12 protein-coding genes are annotated in these 16,354 nt (G+C 42.4%); 3 read left to right on the top strand and 9 right to left on the bottom strand.

Annotation, left to right across the window (positions count from 1 at the left end):
• Window positions 1–177: 177 nt before the first annotated feature.
• Window positions 178–534 (bottom strand): hypothetical protein, encoded by a 357-nt coding sequence (locus tag FO442_RS06185; protein ID WP_144332284.1) that lies wholly within the window; start codon window positions 532–534, stop codon window positions 178–180.
• A 207-nt stretch (window positions 535–741) separates the two neighbouring features.
• Between FO442_RS06185 and FO442_RS06180 the strand changes: the two genes are divergently transcribed.
• From FO442_RS06180 to FO442_RS06170, 3 genes are all read left to right on the top strand, one after another.
• Window positions 742–3,090: a TonB-dependent receptor gene (locus tag FO442_RS06180; RefSeq protein WP_144332283.1), complete on the top strand. Its 2,349-nt coding sequence runs from the start codon at window positions 742–744 to the stop codon at window positions 3,088–3,090.
• 31 nt (window positions 3,091–3,121) lie between these two features.
• The gene (locus tag FO442_RS06175) at window positions 3,122–3,688 is read left to right on the top strand and encodes a hypothetical protein (protein WP_144332282.1); all 567 of its coding nucleotides are present in this window, start codon (window positions 3,122–3,124) and stop codon (window positions 3,686–3,688) included.
• A 143-nt stretch (window positions 3,689–3,831) separates the two neighbouring features.
• On the top strand, window positions 3,832–4,095 hold the full coding sequence (locus FO442_RS06170) for a hypothetical protein (protein WP_144332281.1): 264 nt from the start codon (window positions 3,832–3,834) through the stop codon (window positions 4,093–4,095).
• A gap of 61 nt (window positions 4,096–4,156) precedes the next feature.
• Here the strand turns inward: FO442_RS06170 and FO442_RS06165 are convergent, their stop codons facing one another.
• The 8 genes from FO442_RS06165 to FO442_RS06130 are packed head-to-tail and all read right to left on the bottom strand — an operon-like array spanning window position 4,157 to window position 16,041.
• A complete protein-coding gene (locus tag FO442_RS06165; RefSeq protein ID WP_144332280.1) occupies window positions 4,157–5,965 on the bottom strand; it encodes a cytochrome c oxidase subunit I in 1,809 nt (602 codons plus the stop codon).
• A 47-nt stretch (window positions 5,966–6,012) separates the two neighbouring features.
• Complete coding sequence (locus FO442_RS06160) at window positions 6,013–7,287, bottom strand: cytochrome c oxidase subunit II transmembrane domain-containing protein (protein ID WP_144332279.1); 1,275 nt, start codon at window positions 7,285–7,287, stop codon at window positions 6,013–6,015.
• Window positions 7,288–7,320: 33 nt separating this feature from the next.
• A complete protein-coding gene (locus FO442_RS06155) occupies window positions 7,321–8,523 on the bottom strand; it encodes a quinol:cytochrome C oxidoreductase (protein ID WP_246073821.1) in 1,203 nt (400 codons plus the stop codon).
• Window positions 8,524–8,557: 34 nt separating this feature from the next.
• Window positions 8,558–9,304: a c-type cytochrome gene (locus tag FO442_RS06150; protein WP_144332278.1), complete on the bottom strand. Its 747-nt coding sequence runs from the start codon at window positions 9,302–9,304 to the stop codon at window positions 8,558–8,560.
• 45 nt (window positions 9,305–9,349) lie between these two features.
• Window positions 9,350–9,886: a DUF3341 domain-containing protein gene (locus FO442_RS06145; RefSeq protein WP_144332277.1), complete on the bottom strand. Its 537-nt coding sequence runs from the start codon at window positions 9,884–9,886 to the stop codon at window positions 9,350–9,352.
• A gap of 9 nt (window positions 9,887–9,895) precedes the next feature.
• Window positions 9,896–11,341 (bottom strand): NrfD/PsrC family molybdoenzyme membrane anchor subunit, encoded by a 1,446-nt coding sequence (gene nrfD, locus FO442_RS06140; protein ID WP_144332276.1) that lies wholly within the window; start codon window positions 11,339–11,341, stop codon window positions 9,896–9,898.
• A gap of 20 nt (window positions 11,342–11,361) precedes the next feature.
• Window positions 11,362–14,667, bottom strand: a complete 3,306-nt coding sequence (locus tag FO442_RS06135) for a TAT-variant-translocated molybdopterin oxidoreductase (protein WP_222101975.1) — start codon at window positions 14,665–14,667, stop codon at window positions 11,362–11,364.
• A gap of 33 nt (window positions 14,668–14,700) precedes the next feature.
• Complete coding sequence (locus FO442_RS06130) at window positions 14,701–16,041, bottom strand: cytochrome c3 family protein (RefSeq protein ID WP_144332274.1); 1,341 nt, start codon at window positions 16,039–16,041, stop codon at window positions 14,701–14,703.
• Between the last annotated feature and the right edge of the window lie 313 nt (window positions 16,042–16,354).

Raw genomic sequence — 16,354 nt, 5'->3', positions numbered from 1 at the left:
ACCTACTCTTTGGATAAGCAGGAACTGCCTGTCAAAAATTGTTTCGATTGATCCGTAATTATCCTATTACCTATTCTGAATTTATCTCTAATTTCTGTTTTTAAAAGCAATCTAGGAGTTCACAAATCTAAGACCGACAGAAACATTAATACAACAATGTTGCAATAATTTTCCTGTTTATAAAAAAAAAAGTATACTTTTAGCCGATGCAAAAATTGGTCGGTTATCTTGCAATACTGTTTGTAGGGTTGGTTCTTTTTCCAACCACCATGCAAGCTGTGCATGAATTGACTGAGCATCATGAGGTTTCGCATTGCGATGATAATGTGCTTCACTTTTGTGGAAAACATGAGAACTGTAGTATTTGCTCATTTGTTTTTTCACCTTCTTTACCAACTGAAAATCGCCAATTTCAACTAACCGGGGAAGTAGTGGTGAATGATCGTGTTTGTACACTCTTGCAATTTCCTCCAAACACCCACTCCGCATTTTATTTTTCCCTAAGGGCTCCTCCTGTAGTTGCTTAAACTGCATTAAAAACACGTTTGGTATTGGGTTTAACGACTCAACGACCTTTTTCTGCAGCTCTTATAATTGCCGAAGTGAATTCTCCTATTCGGGCGGATATGCCAGCTACGGAGTTATTTGCCGGTCTTAAAATAACAATTTCTCTTTTTTTATTACGGAGCTTAAGGCTGTATCAGAATAGTGATACTTCAATTGCTCTCATTTAAGAACTATATGATCTTACGACTAAATTGGTTTATTTTGTCAGTGCCTTTCCTTTTGATTTCGCATCAATTGCATGCTCAAAATTGTAATGGATCAATTTCCGGAAAAGTCATTGACGAACACGATGGTTCGCCACTAGGACTTGCTGTAATCTCTATCCAGGGATTAAAAAAAACGGTTCAATCCGATGAAAACGGGAATTATCGTTTGGATAGTATCTGCAACGGAGACTATATCCTTCTCGTCCGTCATAAAGAGTGTGATCCTCTGCGACAAAAAGTAACCGTTAAGGGAGAAACCATCGTTTCGTTTTACCCGGAACAGCGTATTATGGACCTTGAATCAGTGACGATACAAGCCCAAAGATTAACATCACAGTCCACCCAGCCGAAAGATCAAGTATCACCGGAAAAGCTGGACCAGACAAAAGGACTTTCGCTGGGTGACGCACTGAAGACCGTTCCCGGTGTGAATACGCTGAATACGGGGAACTCTATCTCCAAACCCATTATTCACGGACTACACAGCAACAGAATCTTGATCCTCAATAACGAAATTCGTCAGGAAGGACAGCAATGGGGAATAGAACATGCCCCCGAAATAGATCCGTTCATTGCAGGCAAACTGTCTGTTATTAAAGGTGCGAACAGCGTTCGGTATGGTTCTGACGCAATGGGAGGAGTTGTACTTGTTGATCCAAGACCCCTGCGGGATTCCGCAGGAATAAATGGTGAAGTAAATTTGATTGGCGCAACTAATGGACGCGGAGGAACAGCCTCTGCCTTCTTTGATGGGAATTTCCGCAAGCTACCCGCGTTTTCGTGGCGCGTACAAGGAACACTGAAACAGAATGGAACATTATCCACCCCAAAATACAATCTCATAAATACCGGATTGAAAGAATATAATTTTTCTTATGCCTTGGGCTGGAAAAAACAACATTACGGAGCTGAGGTTTACTATAGTCAATTCAATACTACATTAGGCATTTTTGGTGCTTCACACATTGGAAATCTAACGGACCTTGACAAAGCATTTCACAGTTCTGTCCCTCTTGAAACCGGCAAATTTACTTATAAAATCGGACGTCCGTATCAACATATTGAGCACGAACTCCTAAAAGCAAAGTGCTATTTCGATACGGGAAAAAGAGGGAAACTAACGATTATCTATTCCCGTCAGTATAATCTTCGCTACGAATACGATAAGCATCCTCCGCTTAACGATTCGCTGGCAGCTTTAAATAAGCCCGATCTGCAATTTGAAATAACTACGCATACAACAGATGTTATCTGGGAACACCGAACTGCAAGGCATATTGCAGGAAGTATCGGTATAAACGGGATCACTCAAGGCAACACTTACGAGGGGCGTGCGCTTATTCCCAATTTTCGTAATTATAGCGGTGGGATCTTCTGGATTGAGCGTTGGAAGAAAAAGCACTTTGAGCTGGAAGCGGGCGCACGCTACGACTATAAATGGTTGCGTATTTACAAATATGAATATATCGGTAATGCAACTTATGAACTCATTTCACCGATCCATCATTTCGAAAATGTAACCGGGAATCTCGGAGCTATTTACAAAAAGGATTCCAGTTTCAATGTATCACTCAACGTCAGTTCGGCTTGGCGTGCACCTTCAGTAAGCGAGTTATACAGCTCAGGTCTTCACCATGGTGCCGCGGCTATTGAATACGGGAACCCGGCATTGGGATCAGAAATAGCATACAATGCAATTCTTGCAATTCGGTACCAACCATCAGACCAATTGTTTATAGAAGTTTCTCCGTATTATAATTTCATCCACAATTTCATCTACCGTCAGCCAACGGAAGAACCTGTTTTAACTATTCGTGGAGCATTTCCCGGATTTAATTATGTTCAGACAGATGCCATTCTGAAAGGTTGTGATTTCTACGCAAATTACAAAATCTTTAAACGCTTTGAATTAACAGGAAAAGCATCAATTTTAAGAGCTTGGAACAAGACACAGGATAATTGGCTGATCATGATGCCTGCGGATCGCGGAGAATTAGAGGCCATTTACCGGTTTAAATCGCACGGAAAAATTCAGAAAGCTTATTTGTCTGTATCGGCACTCTATGTAAATAAGCAATGGCGCGTCCCCCAAAATGTAGATTTTGCACCACCACCACCTGCGTATTTTCTTTTAGGCGCAAATGCTTCAATTACCGTCAAAATCGCTCAACAAGATATTGAGTTTGGTTTGAGTGTACAGAATGCATTGAACCAATCTTACCGCGATTACCTGGATCGATTCCGATATTTCGCAGATCAGCCCGGAATAAATGTCCTGGGCCGGATTAAAATACCTTTCCATTTTGGATTCAAATAATCATGATATCAATAATTTAAAAACAAACGCAATGAACAAAAAACTAAATAGATTGCTGGTTATCGGGCTAGTTGCAGCTTCTGTTATAACCGCATGTAAAAAGGACAAAGACCTGGTTCCGGTCCCACAACCGGTGGAAAATGAACCCGAAGTAATTACAACTATGAAGTTAATGTTTGTGGATTCTTCCAACGCTTCGAATGTTTATTACGCTACTTTCCGTGATCCTGATGGCGATGGGGGCACAAGCTTCGACATCTTCGATACGATCATCCTACAGCCTAATAAGACTTGGTATACAAGTATTTTATTGCTAAATGAAACCGTTTCACCAATTGATACCGTTTCCAATGACGTTTTAGAGGAAGCCAACGATCATAAATTCTGCTTTACACCTGCTGGAGTGAGCGCTACTGTTCAAATTACAGATCTAGATGGCAATGGTCTTCCGGTCGGACTTCAGTCAAAGTGGAGAACATCCGGTACCGGATCAGGTACAATGCAGGTAGAGTTACGTCACCAACCTGGAACAAAGGATGGAACATGTACTTCGGGAGAGACAGATATAAGTGTCGTTTTCCCGACCAAAATTCAATAATTTTAAAAATATTATGAAAAAACATCCGTTTATACGTGCTTCAGCAATTCTGCCGGAAATGACTGAGTAATCATTTAGTATAAAACGCAGAAAAAGAAGAATATATCCTGGAATTGTGGAAATAATTCCGAAACTCTTGAGCCTTGTCCATCATTGCGGATAAGGCTTTTTTTAGGATTCCGAACTCCTTTTCGGACGGAACATTATTACCTACGGCCCTGGCAACTCAACGAATAGGGCAGGTATTCTATTTGGAATTCTATTTGGAACTCCATTTGGTTTTGATGTATTTCCTCTTATGGGCAAATGAGGGATATTCCAAACGTTCGCCAAAAGGCATGCTGCATCACCAGACTCCTGCACTTACTAATAATTGGTATATACTTGTAAATACCTTATTAACTTAAAAGTATCGCACCAAAAAAAGGCGACTCTTTCGAACCGCCTTCTAAATATCCGTCAAAATTTCTAATGATCTCCTTCTTCTCCTTCAGCCAAAGGAACAACCTGAGAAATGAAATCTTCTTCAGCTCCCGGCTTGGAGTAATCATATGGCCAACGGTGAACTTCCGGAATAGCTCCCGGCCAGTTTCCATGTATATGTACAACCGGGGTTGTCCACTCCAATGTATTGGATCTCCAAGGGTTTTGAACCGCTTTTGGACCTCTGTAAATACTATAGAAGAAGTTGAACAAGAAAATCAACTGACCGAATGCTGCGATGATCGCAAAAACGGTAATGATCACATTCAAATCCATAATCATGTCTTGTGTCGGCTTGTCGAAATCACCGTATACGGAGTAATCGTAATAACGGCGAGGAGCTCCGGCCAATCCTACGAAGTGCATTGGGAAGAATACTCCGTATGCTCCAACGATCGTAACCCAGAAATGAGCGTATCCCAAACGGGTGTTCAACATACGTCCGTACATTTTAGGGAACCAGTGGTAAACACCGGCAAACATTCCGAATACAGCGGACATCCCCATTACAATGTGGAAGTGAGCCACAACGAAATACGTATCGTGAACCGCAATATCCAATGCAGAATCCGCCAGGATGATACCTGTTACACCACCGGTGATGAACGTAGAAACCAAGCCTACCGAGAATAACATCGCAGGAGTGTAGATGTTGGATCCTCTCCAGATCGTTGTAATGTAGTTAAACACTTTCACGGCAGAAGGAATTGCAATCAACAAAGTAGTAAATACGAATACCGATCCGATGAACGGGTTCATACCTGTAATGAACATGTGGTGACCCCATACGATAAAGGATAAGAATCCAATTGCCAGGATGGAACCGATCATTGCACGGTAACCGAAGATCGGCTTACGTGAATTCGTAGAGATAATTTCAGATGTCAGACCCAATGCAGGCAATAATACAATGTATACCTCCGGGTGACCTAAGAACCAGAATAAGTGTTGATACAACAATGGAGATCCGCCGTGGTTTTCCAACATTTCCGAACCAACAATGATATCAGAAAGGTAGAAAGAAGTTCCTGCCAAACGGTCCATCATCAATAGCAATGCAGCAGATAATAAAACCGGGAAAGACAATACCCCTAGGATCGCAGTAATGAAGAATGCCCAGATTGTCAACGGCAAACGAGTCATTTTCATTCCTTTTGTACGTAAGTTGAAGATCGTTACGATATAGTTCAATGAACCCAATAAGGAAGAAGCAATGAAAATCGTCATTGAAACCAACCACATGGTCATACCCAAACCTGAACCTTCAATTGCCTGAGGCAATGCGGATAAAGGAGGATAAATCGTCCAACCTGAAGATGCAGGTCCTGTTTCGATGAACAAAGAAGCCAACATGATCAATGAAGAGATCAGGAACATCCAGTATGACAACATATTCAGGAAACCGGAAGCCATATCACGCGCACCAATCTGCAACGGAATAAGTAAGTTGGAGAAAGTCCCGGACAATCCACCTGTCAGCAGGAAGAATACCATGATCGTACCGTGGATCGTAACCAATCCCAGGTACATACTCTCTTTCATAACTCCTCCCGGAGCCCATGTTTCACCAAGGAAAAATGATAAGAAATCCGATTCCTCACCCGGCCAAGCCAACTGGATACGGAACAAGATAGATAATAACATTGCTACTACCCCCATAAATACAGCAGTCATCAAAAACTGCTTTCCAATCATTTTATGGTCTTGACTAAAAATATATTTAGAAATAAAACCTTCTTCATGGTGGTGATGTCCATGAGCGTCGTGATGTGCGTGTGCTTCGTGAGCTGCCATGATTTTATTTTTTTACTTTATTGTTTACTTAATTAATTATTGCATGATTACATTACCGCAGGAACAGTATCTTGTGCTACAGCAGTTGAATCAGCCGGAGCAGCTTTTGGTTTACCAACCGGGTAAATGTTTCTGAACGTTTTACAGTCAGCTGCTGCTTTCGGGTCCAACTTAGAAACTTTCTTATACCACTTCTTGTAAGCCGGCTTGTCCAATACGACAACCATCAACTTCATTTTGTAGTGGGAAGAACCACAGATCTTGTTACACATCAATACATAGTTGAACTTCGGATTGTGCATTTTCTCGCGCATTTCCGATGTAGTGATGGAAGGTGTAAACTTAAAGCGTGTCGTTTGTCCCGGTACCGTGTTCATCTGTGCACGGAAATGAGGGAAGTAAGCAGAGTGGATCACATCCTTTGAACGGAAGTTGAATTCGTAATCCTGGTCCTTACACAAGAATAAAGTATCATTGGCATTGAACACGATATCATCCATTGCGCGTGCATCCATTGCACTGTTATGGCGCGCTTTCATTTGGTACAACATACGCACCATACGCTCTTTTCTAGCCAGATCTTTCACCATCAAATCGTGGTCCTCAGGAACAAAGATCAATTTTGGATTGTTCAGTTTAGCCTCCAATGCACGAATTCCGGTTGAACTGTTTTCCATACTGTCGATCGCATCCTGGATAGTCTTGGTAGTCAACAAAGCCATCGGGTTGTTCTCGTTCGTCAATTTGTAATCGAAATACCCCAATGTGTTATCGTCTCCAGACATACGAACTGTCCAGTCGAATTGCTTGGAGAACAATTCAATTCTGATCGCTTCTTTGGAAGCATTATCCGTTTGCTCGTTCCATGATCTCAAACCTAAGATGATAATCACTGCCAAAACGATTGCCGGAACTACTGTCCAAACCAACTCCAAACGGTTGTCATGCGGGAACCAATATGCTTTTACTCCCGGCTTGCGAACATACTTAAATGCGAATCCGAACAATAAAGCATTCGTTAAGAAGAATACTGCAATAATGATCCACAGGTTCAAATCCATCAACCAGTCTGTTCCTTTTCCGTGAACCGAAGCAGCTTCTCCACGACCAGTGAACCCATACTCAACAAATAGGTACAATACTGACGCGAAAAACGCCAACATAAACACCAGTAATAAGGTTGCGTTTAAACGGTTATCGCGATTCGGAATATCTTCCTCACGACGGTTTCTTAATTTAGAAGAAAGCTCATACATACGCACTAACTGTGCTACGGCAATAACTCCTAAAATGATAACTATTAATACGATTAGCTTTGTCATGTTTTTTATTTTATCGTAACAACAAGTGCCTTATTAAATTTCGTGATGAATACTTTCGTCCAGGAATGGGTGATTTACCGGCATCAATGGAGCTTTCGTCAGGTTCATCAAAATAATTCGGATAAAGAATCCCAAGAACAATAACGCCATTCCGATTTCCATCGCTCCGATGTAAGCATGTTTCCCCATAGAACCTCCCATTACCATCAGGTAGGCATCAACCCAGTGACCTGCGAAAATGATTACCCCTACTCCGGTCAATACACCAGCGTGTCTTTTTGCATCACGGGACATTAACAACAACATCGGGAATGCGAAGTTGATGAAGAACATTCCGAAGTAAAGCATTTTGAAATCTTCAATACGAGTCAAATGGTATGTTACCTCTTCCGGGATATTTGCGTACCAAATCAACATGAATTGAGAGAACCACAAGTAGGACCATAAGAAAGAAGTTGCAAATGTCCATTTTCCTAAATCGTGGATGTGGTTTTCATTTACCTTACTCAAGTACCCCTGCTTTTTCAAATACAATGTCAAGGTTACCAAAACAACCATCGTTGAACACCACATTCCGGCGAATACATACCATCCGAATAACGTAGAGAACCAATGTGCATCAATTGACATGATCCAGTCCCAAGCAGACGTAGAGGAAAATACCGCAAAGAAAACCAGGAACAATGCTCCTTTTTTATAGTTCGTAAAGTGAATGGCTGTTCCACCTACACGATCCTCTTCCAAGGAACGCATTTTGAAACCTCTCCAGAAGATGAAGTAAACTCCCATGTAAGCCAATGTTCTGATCCAGAAGAAAATTTGGTTCAGATACGCACTTTTCTTTACTAAGATCGGATCATGTTGAACATGCTCGTTATCCATCCAAATGTAAATTCCTCCACCCTTTGTTAACGAAAGAGTCAAAAGAGTAATCAACATCAATGCGATACCATAAGGCAGGTAACCTGCTACTCCTTCAATGATGCGCTTTACAGATGCGTACCATCCTGTTTCCGTTGCATATTGCAGCGCTAAGAAGTACAATGCTCCCAAACCGATCGCGAAGAAGAAGAAACTATCCACCAACAAGTTTCCTAAGAAACGTGTTTGAAAATGCGCTCCGTGATGATGAGACTCTGTAAACTCCACCCAAACACCTAAACAGATGCCGATCACTCCTAACAACATCAGGATTACCGTAAGGGATTTTGCTTTTGATGAAACTTTGAATTCCATTTTTATTCGTTTTCTTTCTTAGTAAATATTACATTCATTTTATTGAATCAGCAACCGGTGCTGCAAGTGCACCCCAAGCAGGAGCGCCGTTTGCATCAAATGTACCGTACTTCGGATCCTGGAACTTTCTTACATAGTGCACCAAAGTCCAGATTTCCTTCTTGTTCAATAAAGATGCATGAGACCCCATCATTCCCTTACCGTAGTAAATGGAATAGAACATTTGTCCTTCCTGGATCGCCAAACCACTCAATACAGCTGCACCGGTATACGCTCCGGACTTCACCATCGGTCCTTCTCCGTCACCTTTCTCACCATGACAGTGATTACAGTTTACCTGGTACAATGCTTTCCCGTCTGCGAATATCTTATCCGCCACTTCTTTCGAAGTTAACTTCAATGGATTCACATCGGAAGCTGCCATTTTGTATTCATAATCCGCATCTTCATTGGAAGACAAATCATATTGGTACAAACCGTGCGTTTCTGCAAACAATCTACCCGGCATACGGTGGTATGGAAGTAAGGTATGAACAGTTGCCGAATCAGTACCCCAATAAGGAATTGCGTAACGCGGCGGAACCATTGCGGAGCGACGCATTTTCATTTCGTCATTGATCTGACCGCGAACTTCACCATAATCAACATATGGTTCAACCGCAGGAGAACGATACATATCAGGCATGTATTCCAAACCTGCACTATCCGGATCAGAAGTACACGCTGCCGCCAGCAACGCTACCAAAGAAAACTGTGCAAATGCCTTGAATTTTACTTTCATCTGTATTGGTCTTTAAACTCTGTAAGACTTAAGATCTACAGTTAATTAATGAATATCTTTTTGATCTACTTCTATCACTCCTGTCTCATTCAACATGGCCATTAATTCTCCTTCGGAAAACTGACCGTTGTCTGACAAACGTAACTCCATTACGAATTTGTCATCTGTTGTACGAGGATCCGGATTTGTTGCTGGCATTCCCGGCAAAGTCCTATTCAATAATAAATAAGTGATCGCCATTCCGTGAGCAGCACACAATACCGTGAACTCGAACGTAATCGGAATGAACGCCAATACGTTATCTAAATAGGTCATACTTGGTTTACCCCCAATGTTCATCGGCCAGTCGTGAATCATGAAATAATTCATTCCCAAAGTTGCCAATGTGGTACCGGTCAAACCATATAAGAATGCCATAATTCCCAAACGTGTCTGCTTTACACCGATAATCGGATCAATACCGTGAATCGGGAACGGAGAAAACACGTCAGCTACTTTAACTCCTTTAGCGACTAACTTCTTTGCACCATCTTTTAGCACATCGTCGTCGTCATACATTGCATAAATTACTTTCTCTGCCATGTTTCTCTATTAATGATTATGAGTATCGTGGTCATCGTGTCCATGACTGCCATGACCGTTTTTTGCAAAATAAGGGTGAACCGGAGCGGTATCGTTCTTATATGATTCACCGGATGATTTCAAGATTGTTTTCAATTCGTTCAACGCCAATACCGGGAAGAAACGGGCAAACAATAAGAAGAATACGAAGAACAGACCGATCGTTCCGATATAGACACCTAAGTCGATGTGACTCGGGTAATGCATAGACCAGGAAGATGGCAGGTAATCGCGGTGGATAGATGTCACGATAATTACATAACGCTCGAACCACATACCGATGTTTACAACAATCGAAATGACGAATGTAAACAATAAGCTTCTGCGCAATTTCTTGAACCACATCAACTGAGGTGAAACCACGTTACAAGTCATCATTGACCAGTAAGCCCACCAGTATGGTCCTGTTGCTCTGTTGAAGAATGCGTATGCTTCGTATTCCACACCTGAATACCAGGAAATGAATAACTCGGTAATATATGCAGTACCTACGATCGAACCTGTAACCATGATTACGATGTTCATGTATTCTACGTGTCTTGTGTGGATGTAAGCTTCCAGCTTCATTGCCTTACGCATAACAAGAAGGAGCGTTTGTACCATCGCGAACCCGGAGAATACGGCTCCCGCAACGAAATACGGAGGGAAGATAGTTGTATGCCATCCCGGAATTACCGATGTGGCAAAGTCAAAGGATACGATCGAGTGAACCGAGAATACCAACGGTGTCGCAACACCCGCCAATACCAAAGAAACCAATTCAAAACGGTTCCAGTGCTTCGCACGCCCGGACCATCCGAAAGAAAGAATGGAATACATCTTCTTTGGAATCGGTTTTTTCACGCGGTCACGGATAGTTGCGAAATCGGGAATCAAACCGATATACCAGAAAACAAGGGATACCGAAAGATACGTTGAGATCGCAAATACGTCCCATAACAACGGCGAGTTGAAGTTAACCCATAATGAACCGAAGTGGTTTGGCAATGGAAGTGTCCAGTAACCTACCCATAAACGACCCATGTGAATTAACGGGAACAAACCTGCCATGAATACCGCGAAGATGGTCATCGCTTCAGCAGAACGGTTAATCGCCATTCTCCATTTTTGACGGAACAATAACAACACGGCTGAGATCAGGGTTCCGGCGTGACCGATACCTACCCACCATACGAAGTTGGTGATATCCCAAGCCCAACCAATGGTTTTGTTAAGACCCCAAACTCCGATACCTGTTCCTAACAAGTAAAAGATACATCCTACTCCGTATAATCCGATAACTAAAGCGATACCGAATAAAATGTACCACATGCGCGGTGCTTTATCCTCAATCGGTTTACAGACGTCCTCGGTAATCTCGTGATACGTTTTGTGACCTAATATGAGGGGTTCACGAATTGCAGCTTCCTTATGCATTAGACTTTAATTTTAAGCAATTAATGATTTGACTTACTTTCCTGTTTTTCAGCATGTGCTTCATGGCCTCCATGATGCGCTTCTGCTACCAGTTTATCCAGATCAGCGTTTTCGTTGTTACGGATCTTAACCTGGTACCAAACATTTGGTTTCACACCTACTTCTTCCAGTGCCTGGTAAGAACGTTTGTCAGCTGAAACCTTACGAATCTTAGAATTCACATCATTCCAGTCACCGAATACAATTGCTCCCGCAGGACAAGCCTCCGAACAAGCAGACTCCAGTTCATTATCCTGAACGGTTCTGTTTTGAGTTTTCGCATCCAGCTTCACAGATTGGATTTTCTGAACACAGAATGAACATTTCTCCATCACACCACGTGTACGAACGGTAACGTCAGGATTTAATACCATACGTCCTAAATCGTCCTGTGCCGGGTTGATTTCTGTAAATTTCTTATAAGATGGGTAGTTAAACCAGTTGAAACGACGAACCTTGTAAGGACAGTTGTTCGCACAGTAGCGAGTACCGATACAACGGTTATAAGTCATTTGGTTTAATCCTTCATTGGAGTGCGTTGTCGCTGCAACCGGACAAACCGTTTCACACGGAGCGTGGTTACATTGCTGGCACATCATCGGCATGTGAACTACAGCAGGATTTGCAGTAGGGATTTCAGATTCAACATAATCCAAATGTCCTAAAACAGGATCCTTACGTGTACCTACAGCAGCCTCTTCGCTGGAAGCAAAGTAACGGTCGATACGCAACCAGTGCATTTCACGACCTCTGCGTACTTCGTCTTTACCAACTACCGGGATGTTATTTTCAGACTGACAGGCAATGATACAAACACCACAACCAAAACACTGGTTTAAGTCGATTGTCATTCCCCAACGGTGACCGATATTTTCTACCGGGTGAGCATCCCACAAGTCGAATTCCGAGATCGGAACTTCACCTTCGTGTGTATGTAACACGTGCTTGTGATTGTATGTTCCGGGCTCTTCATTCTGGTAAATATCCAATGTCGTTTCTCTAACGATAGAGTTACGGGACATTACTGTATGATGAATTTGTGTTGCTGCGATCGGATACAGATCAGTTCCTGTTTTTGAAATAGATCCGCTTACATTGTTTTGGTAAGTTCCGTTCTCCCAAGTCAGGAAGCGGTAAGCATTTTTACCAACTGAAACGCGGTTCCCGTTAGCATCTGTTTCGAAACCTCCGTATTGTTTGGTTACGAATGCTGCGTTACCGATGTTTTCATTTCCTTCTCCACGTCCGTAACCCAGAGCGATACCGATGGTACCCGGAGCTTGTCCCGGTGAAGGATAAACCGGAAGTGTGATCGATTCACCACCAACTTTTACAGTTGCCATGTTCAATCCGTTCTCCTGATCGTAATAAGTGGTATAACCACCTTTTTTCATTTCTTCAGGAGACATGGTAATGTAGTTATCCCAAGTCACTTTGGAAATCGGGTCCGGCATCTCCTGTAACCATGGGTTACCTGCCATATCTCCGTTTCCGATCCCTGCTTTTTGGTACAATACAACTTCAAGAGCACCGCCTTTCGGTAATTTACCTGCTACTTTACCCATCGCAGCATCGTTAAACGCTACAGGAGCACCAGGCATTACGAAATCTTCGTTACAGCTATTGTGAATAGCCATTTCCCAGTATGTATTAAAATCCGTGTATTTTGTTTGCATCGGGAATCCGTAGATCTCCCAATTCTTTTGAATGTATTCGTAAGCTACACGTGAGTCTTTCCCCCCACGATGACTTTTTCCTGCCCAAACCAATAAGGACTCCATAGCAGAAGCCGTATCGAATAAAGGACGAATAGTCGGTTGTGCGATCGCATAATGTCCTGCTTTCGGATTGTAATCCATCCAAGACTCCAATGCATGGTGATCAGGAGCAATGTATGCACACTTGCTGGCTGTTTCGTCTCCGTAACCGGATAGTGAAACACTCAATTTTACTTTATCAAGAGCCTCTGCAAACGCCTTCCCGTTCGGCAAGTTGTAAACAGGGTTTGTTCCTAAGAAGAATACAGCATCCGGTCCTTTTCCTGCGATCACATCAGAAACCAACTGCTGCATTTTCGCATCTTCCGATTGGAACATTTGAAGTTGCTTATCAAAAAGAATAGTCTTTCCGTAAGCCCCCAACACGCTGTTCAGTTTGTTCGTAAGAATCTGGATCGCTTTATTGTTAGACCCGGAAACAACCACTGACATACCTTTGGAAGCTTTCAGGGCCTTTACTGCTTTATCAGCAACAGCCATTGCTTCTTTCGGTAAAGTAGCGGAAACTCCGGCATTTACTCCGAATTTGCCCAAGATATAAGCCAATACATTTGCCTGCTCACTAGGCTTGATCATTCCGCGGTAATCTGCGTTCGAACCGGTAATAGACATGGTCGACTCAAACTGGAAGTGTTTGCTCATCCATTCTCCGTCCGGGTTACGGCGTTTTCCGTAATCAGCAGAGAATGCATTTCCAAGCAACCAGGTACTTAAGAAGTCTGCACCGATACTCACAATGGTCTTAGCTTGTGTGAAATCGTAATCAGGAATCGCACGCATTCCGAATGATTCCATATTCGCCTCACGCATTCCTGCATACGAAATCGCATCGTATTGAATAAAGTTAAAGTTCGGGTGAACTGTCGGCATTCCGTTTGCATCTTTCACTTCTCCGTAGATGCTTGTAGACAAATCTGCAATGGCACCTTGCATGGAAGGAGAAATAACCGAATTTGCAACGAAAGCAACCTTCCCGTTTGATTTCTTGATCTTAGCCAATGCTGCTTTTACAGCATCATCTAATTTATCCCATGAAATATCTTTTCCACCTTTCGCTTGTGCCGTTTTCAAACGCGCATTATCGTAAAGAGAAAGAACAGACGATACGATCTGAGGAGTTAAAGCTCCCTGTGTAAATCCGAAATCGCGGTTTCCTTTGATATAAATAGGTCGACCCTCACGCGTTTTAACAACAATACTTGCATACGCATTCCCATCATAATAAGTGGACGCATACCAAGTAGCAACACCAGGTGTCACGTTTTCCGGTTTCACAACGTAAGGAATAGCTTTTGTAACCGGAGCCTCACATGCCGCAACTGTAGCAGCTGCAACACTGAATCCTAAGAATTTCAAGAAGTCACGACGTGCCGTAGATGTTTCAGCAAGTTGATCATCACTCAAGAATTCGTCAACAGAAACAGACGGAGAAAACTCACGATCTCTTGACTCAACAAATGCAGGTGTTTCATGCAATTCATCAAGACCTTTCCAATATTTTTTTGACATAGCCATAATCTTTGTTCTACTGTTCGAGATTGATTAATAGTGACATTTAGCACATTCCCAACCACCTAATTCTTTAACCGTTATTTTCTTGTCCTCAAGGAACTTGTTGTATAATTTTCTGTCTTTTAACAAACGGTTATGCATTTCATTGTAATAGTTGCTTCCTTTTGAATCCAATGACCCGGAAGAAATTTCTTTCTCAGCGTGACATTCGATACACCATCCCATTGTCAACGTTGCTTTTGTCAACGGAACGTTTCCTTCTACTTTGTTCAATTCGGAAACCGGTTGAACTTTCGCAGTTTCATTCATTTTGGTCATATCACCGTGACACTGCTTACAATCCACCTGACCTGCAACTACGTGCTGTTTGTGATTGAAATAAACGTGATCAGGTAAAACATGAACTTTGTTCCAGATAATCTCTTTTGTTTTCCCGGAGTACTTCTGAGTTGCAGGATCATAACCTGCAGCAGCGTAAATCTTAGCGATTTTCTCTTGTTGTTCAGGAGTATTTCCGTTGATCTGCTTGTGACAGTTCATACATACGTTTACCGTTGGAATCCCTGCAGTTTTTCCATCGATTGCCGAATTGTGACAATACTTACAATCAATTCCGTTCTTACCGGCGTGAATGTCATGCGGGAATTCGATCGGCTGAGACGGTTGGTAATCTTCCAACACCCCGATTGAATACAACGAAAGAAATAAGGATACAATTAAAGAGAACGTGATCACCAATCCTCCAAGACCTACATAACTCTTGTATTTCCAAGCCCATGCCTTGAACTCCTGTCCGAATGAAAGATCATCGTCAACAGACTGTCCATCGTGCTCTCTCGTTGCATTTCTCAATTGACGGCGAACACCACCAACAGCCATAATGATTACAACGAACACAACTCCCATCAGTATCCAGACCCAGGAAAGACTGTCTTCTTCCACTTCTTCGGCAGCAGCACCCGCAGCAACACTTTGACCATTAGCCGGACCAGCGGATGGATCAGGCTGCTCATCCACCCAATTAAAGATTGCGTCGATTTCTTCGGTTTTTCCAGCCAGATCCGGGAATGTATTCATTGCCGTCGACTTCAAACCCGAGATCTTTTTCGCATACGGATCAGCCGCCGCAGCCGCATTCCAGTTCGCTACCCATTGGTAAATCGATCCTTCCTTTGCTCCTTCAGCCGCCCATTTCTCACGAACGTGGAATAATTTTGGTCCGGTACCATCTTTGTGCGGAGAGTGACAAGTAGCACACTTTGCCTTGAAAAGCGCTCCACCATCCGGAGTCGCAGCGAAACTATCAAATGCACCAACAACAAAAACTGTCGAAAGCGCACCGATACACCATTGTTTTATACTTCTAAACATCTGATTATTAGATATTTTTGTTTCTACAATAAGTTGTCAATGCCATGTTAATACAGCAATTAACGATGGCAAATTTAGAAGAATAAGGGGTTTCTGTGACAGTTTTATGACAATTTCTGCACCCGATTTTTTAATTTAAAATGATTCTAAATAACTCCCTTCTTTCACATTTCTTAACAATCCCCTAATTTGCTACAACTTACATCTGTTTCGGACACTTTAGCCTCCGTTTTTTGGCACGATTTTTTTCAATGAATTCAGCAAATACCGATTGAATAAGGCACATGCAAAAAATCAATTAACTTTGTCAAAA

It is taken from the genome of Fluviicola chungangensis (assembly GCF_007558725.1).
GTDB lineage: Bacteria > Bacteroidota > Bacteroidia > Flavobacteriales_D > Crocinitomicaceae > Fluviicola > Fluviicola chungangensis.
The sequence above is the reverse complement of the archived record's forward strand: the minus strand, read 5'-3'. Positions and strand labels throughout refer to the sequence as shown.

Bases quoted from the DNA above. Each gene is read 5' to 3' on its own strand.
- nrfD (WP_144332276.1), bottom strand. From the start codon at position 11,341: ATGCATAAGGAAGCTGCAATTCGTGAACCCCTCATATTAGGTCACAAA.
- FO442_RS06130 (WP_144332274.1), bottom strand. From the start codon at position 16,041: ATGTTTAGAAGTATAAAACAATGGTGTATCGGTGCGCTTTCGACAGTT.
- FO442_RS06185 (WP_144332284.1), bottom strand. From the start codon at position 534: ATGCAGTTTAAGCAACTACAGGAGGAGCCCTTAGGGAAAAATAAAATG.
- FO442_RS06165 (WP_144332280.1), bottom strand. From the start codon at position 5,965: ATGGCAGCTCACGAAGCACACGCACATCACGACGCTCATGGACATCAC.
- FO442_RS06155 (WP_246073821.1), bottom strand. From the start codon at position 8,523: ATGGAATTCAAAGTTTCATCAAAAGCAAAATCCCTTACGGTAATCCTG.
- FO442_RS06135 (WP_222101975.1), bottom strand. From the start codon at position 14,667: ATGTCAAAAAAATATTGGAAAGGTCTTGATGAATTGCATGAAACACCT.
- FO442_RS06180 (WP_144332283.1), top strand. From the start codon at position 742: ATGATCTTACGACTAAATTGGTTTATTTTGTCAGTGCCTTTCCTTTTG.
- FO442_RS06160 (WP_144332279.1), bottom strand. From the start codon at position 7,287: ATGACAAAGCTAATCGTATTAATAGTTATCATTTTAGGAGTTATTGCC.
- FO442_RS06150 (WP_144332278.1), bottom strand. From the start codon at position 9,304: ATGAAAGTAAAATTCAAGGCATTTGCACAGTTTTCTTTGGTAGCGTTG.
- FO442_RS06145 (WP_144332277.1), bottom strand. From the start codon at position 9,886: ATGGCAGAGAAAGTAATTTATGCAATGTATGACGACGACGATGTGCTA.
- FO442_RS06175 (WP_144332282.1), top strand. From the start codon at position 3,122: ATGAACAAAAAACTAAATAGATTGCTGGTTATCGGGCTAGTTGCAGCT.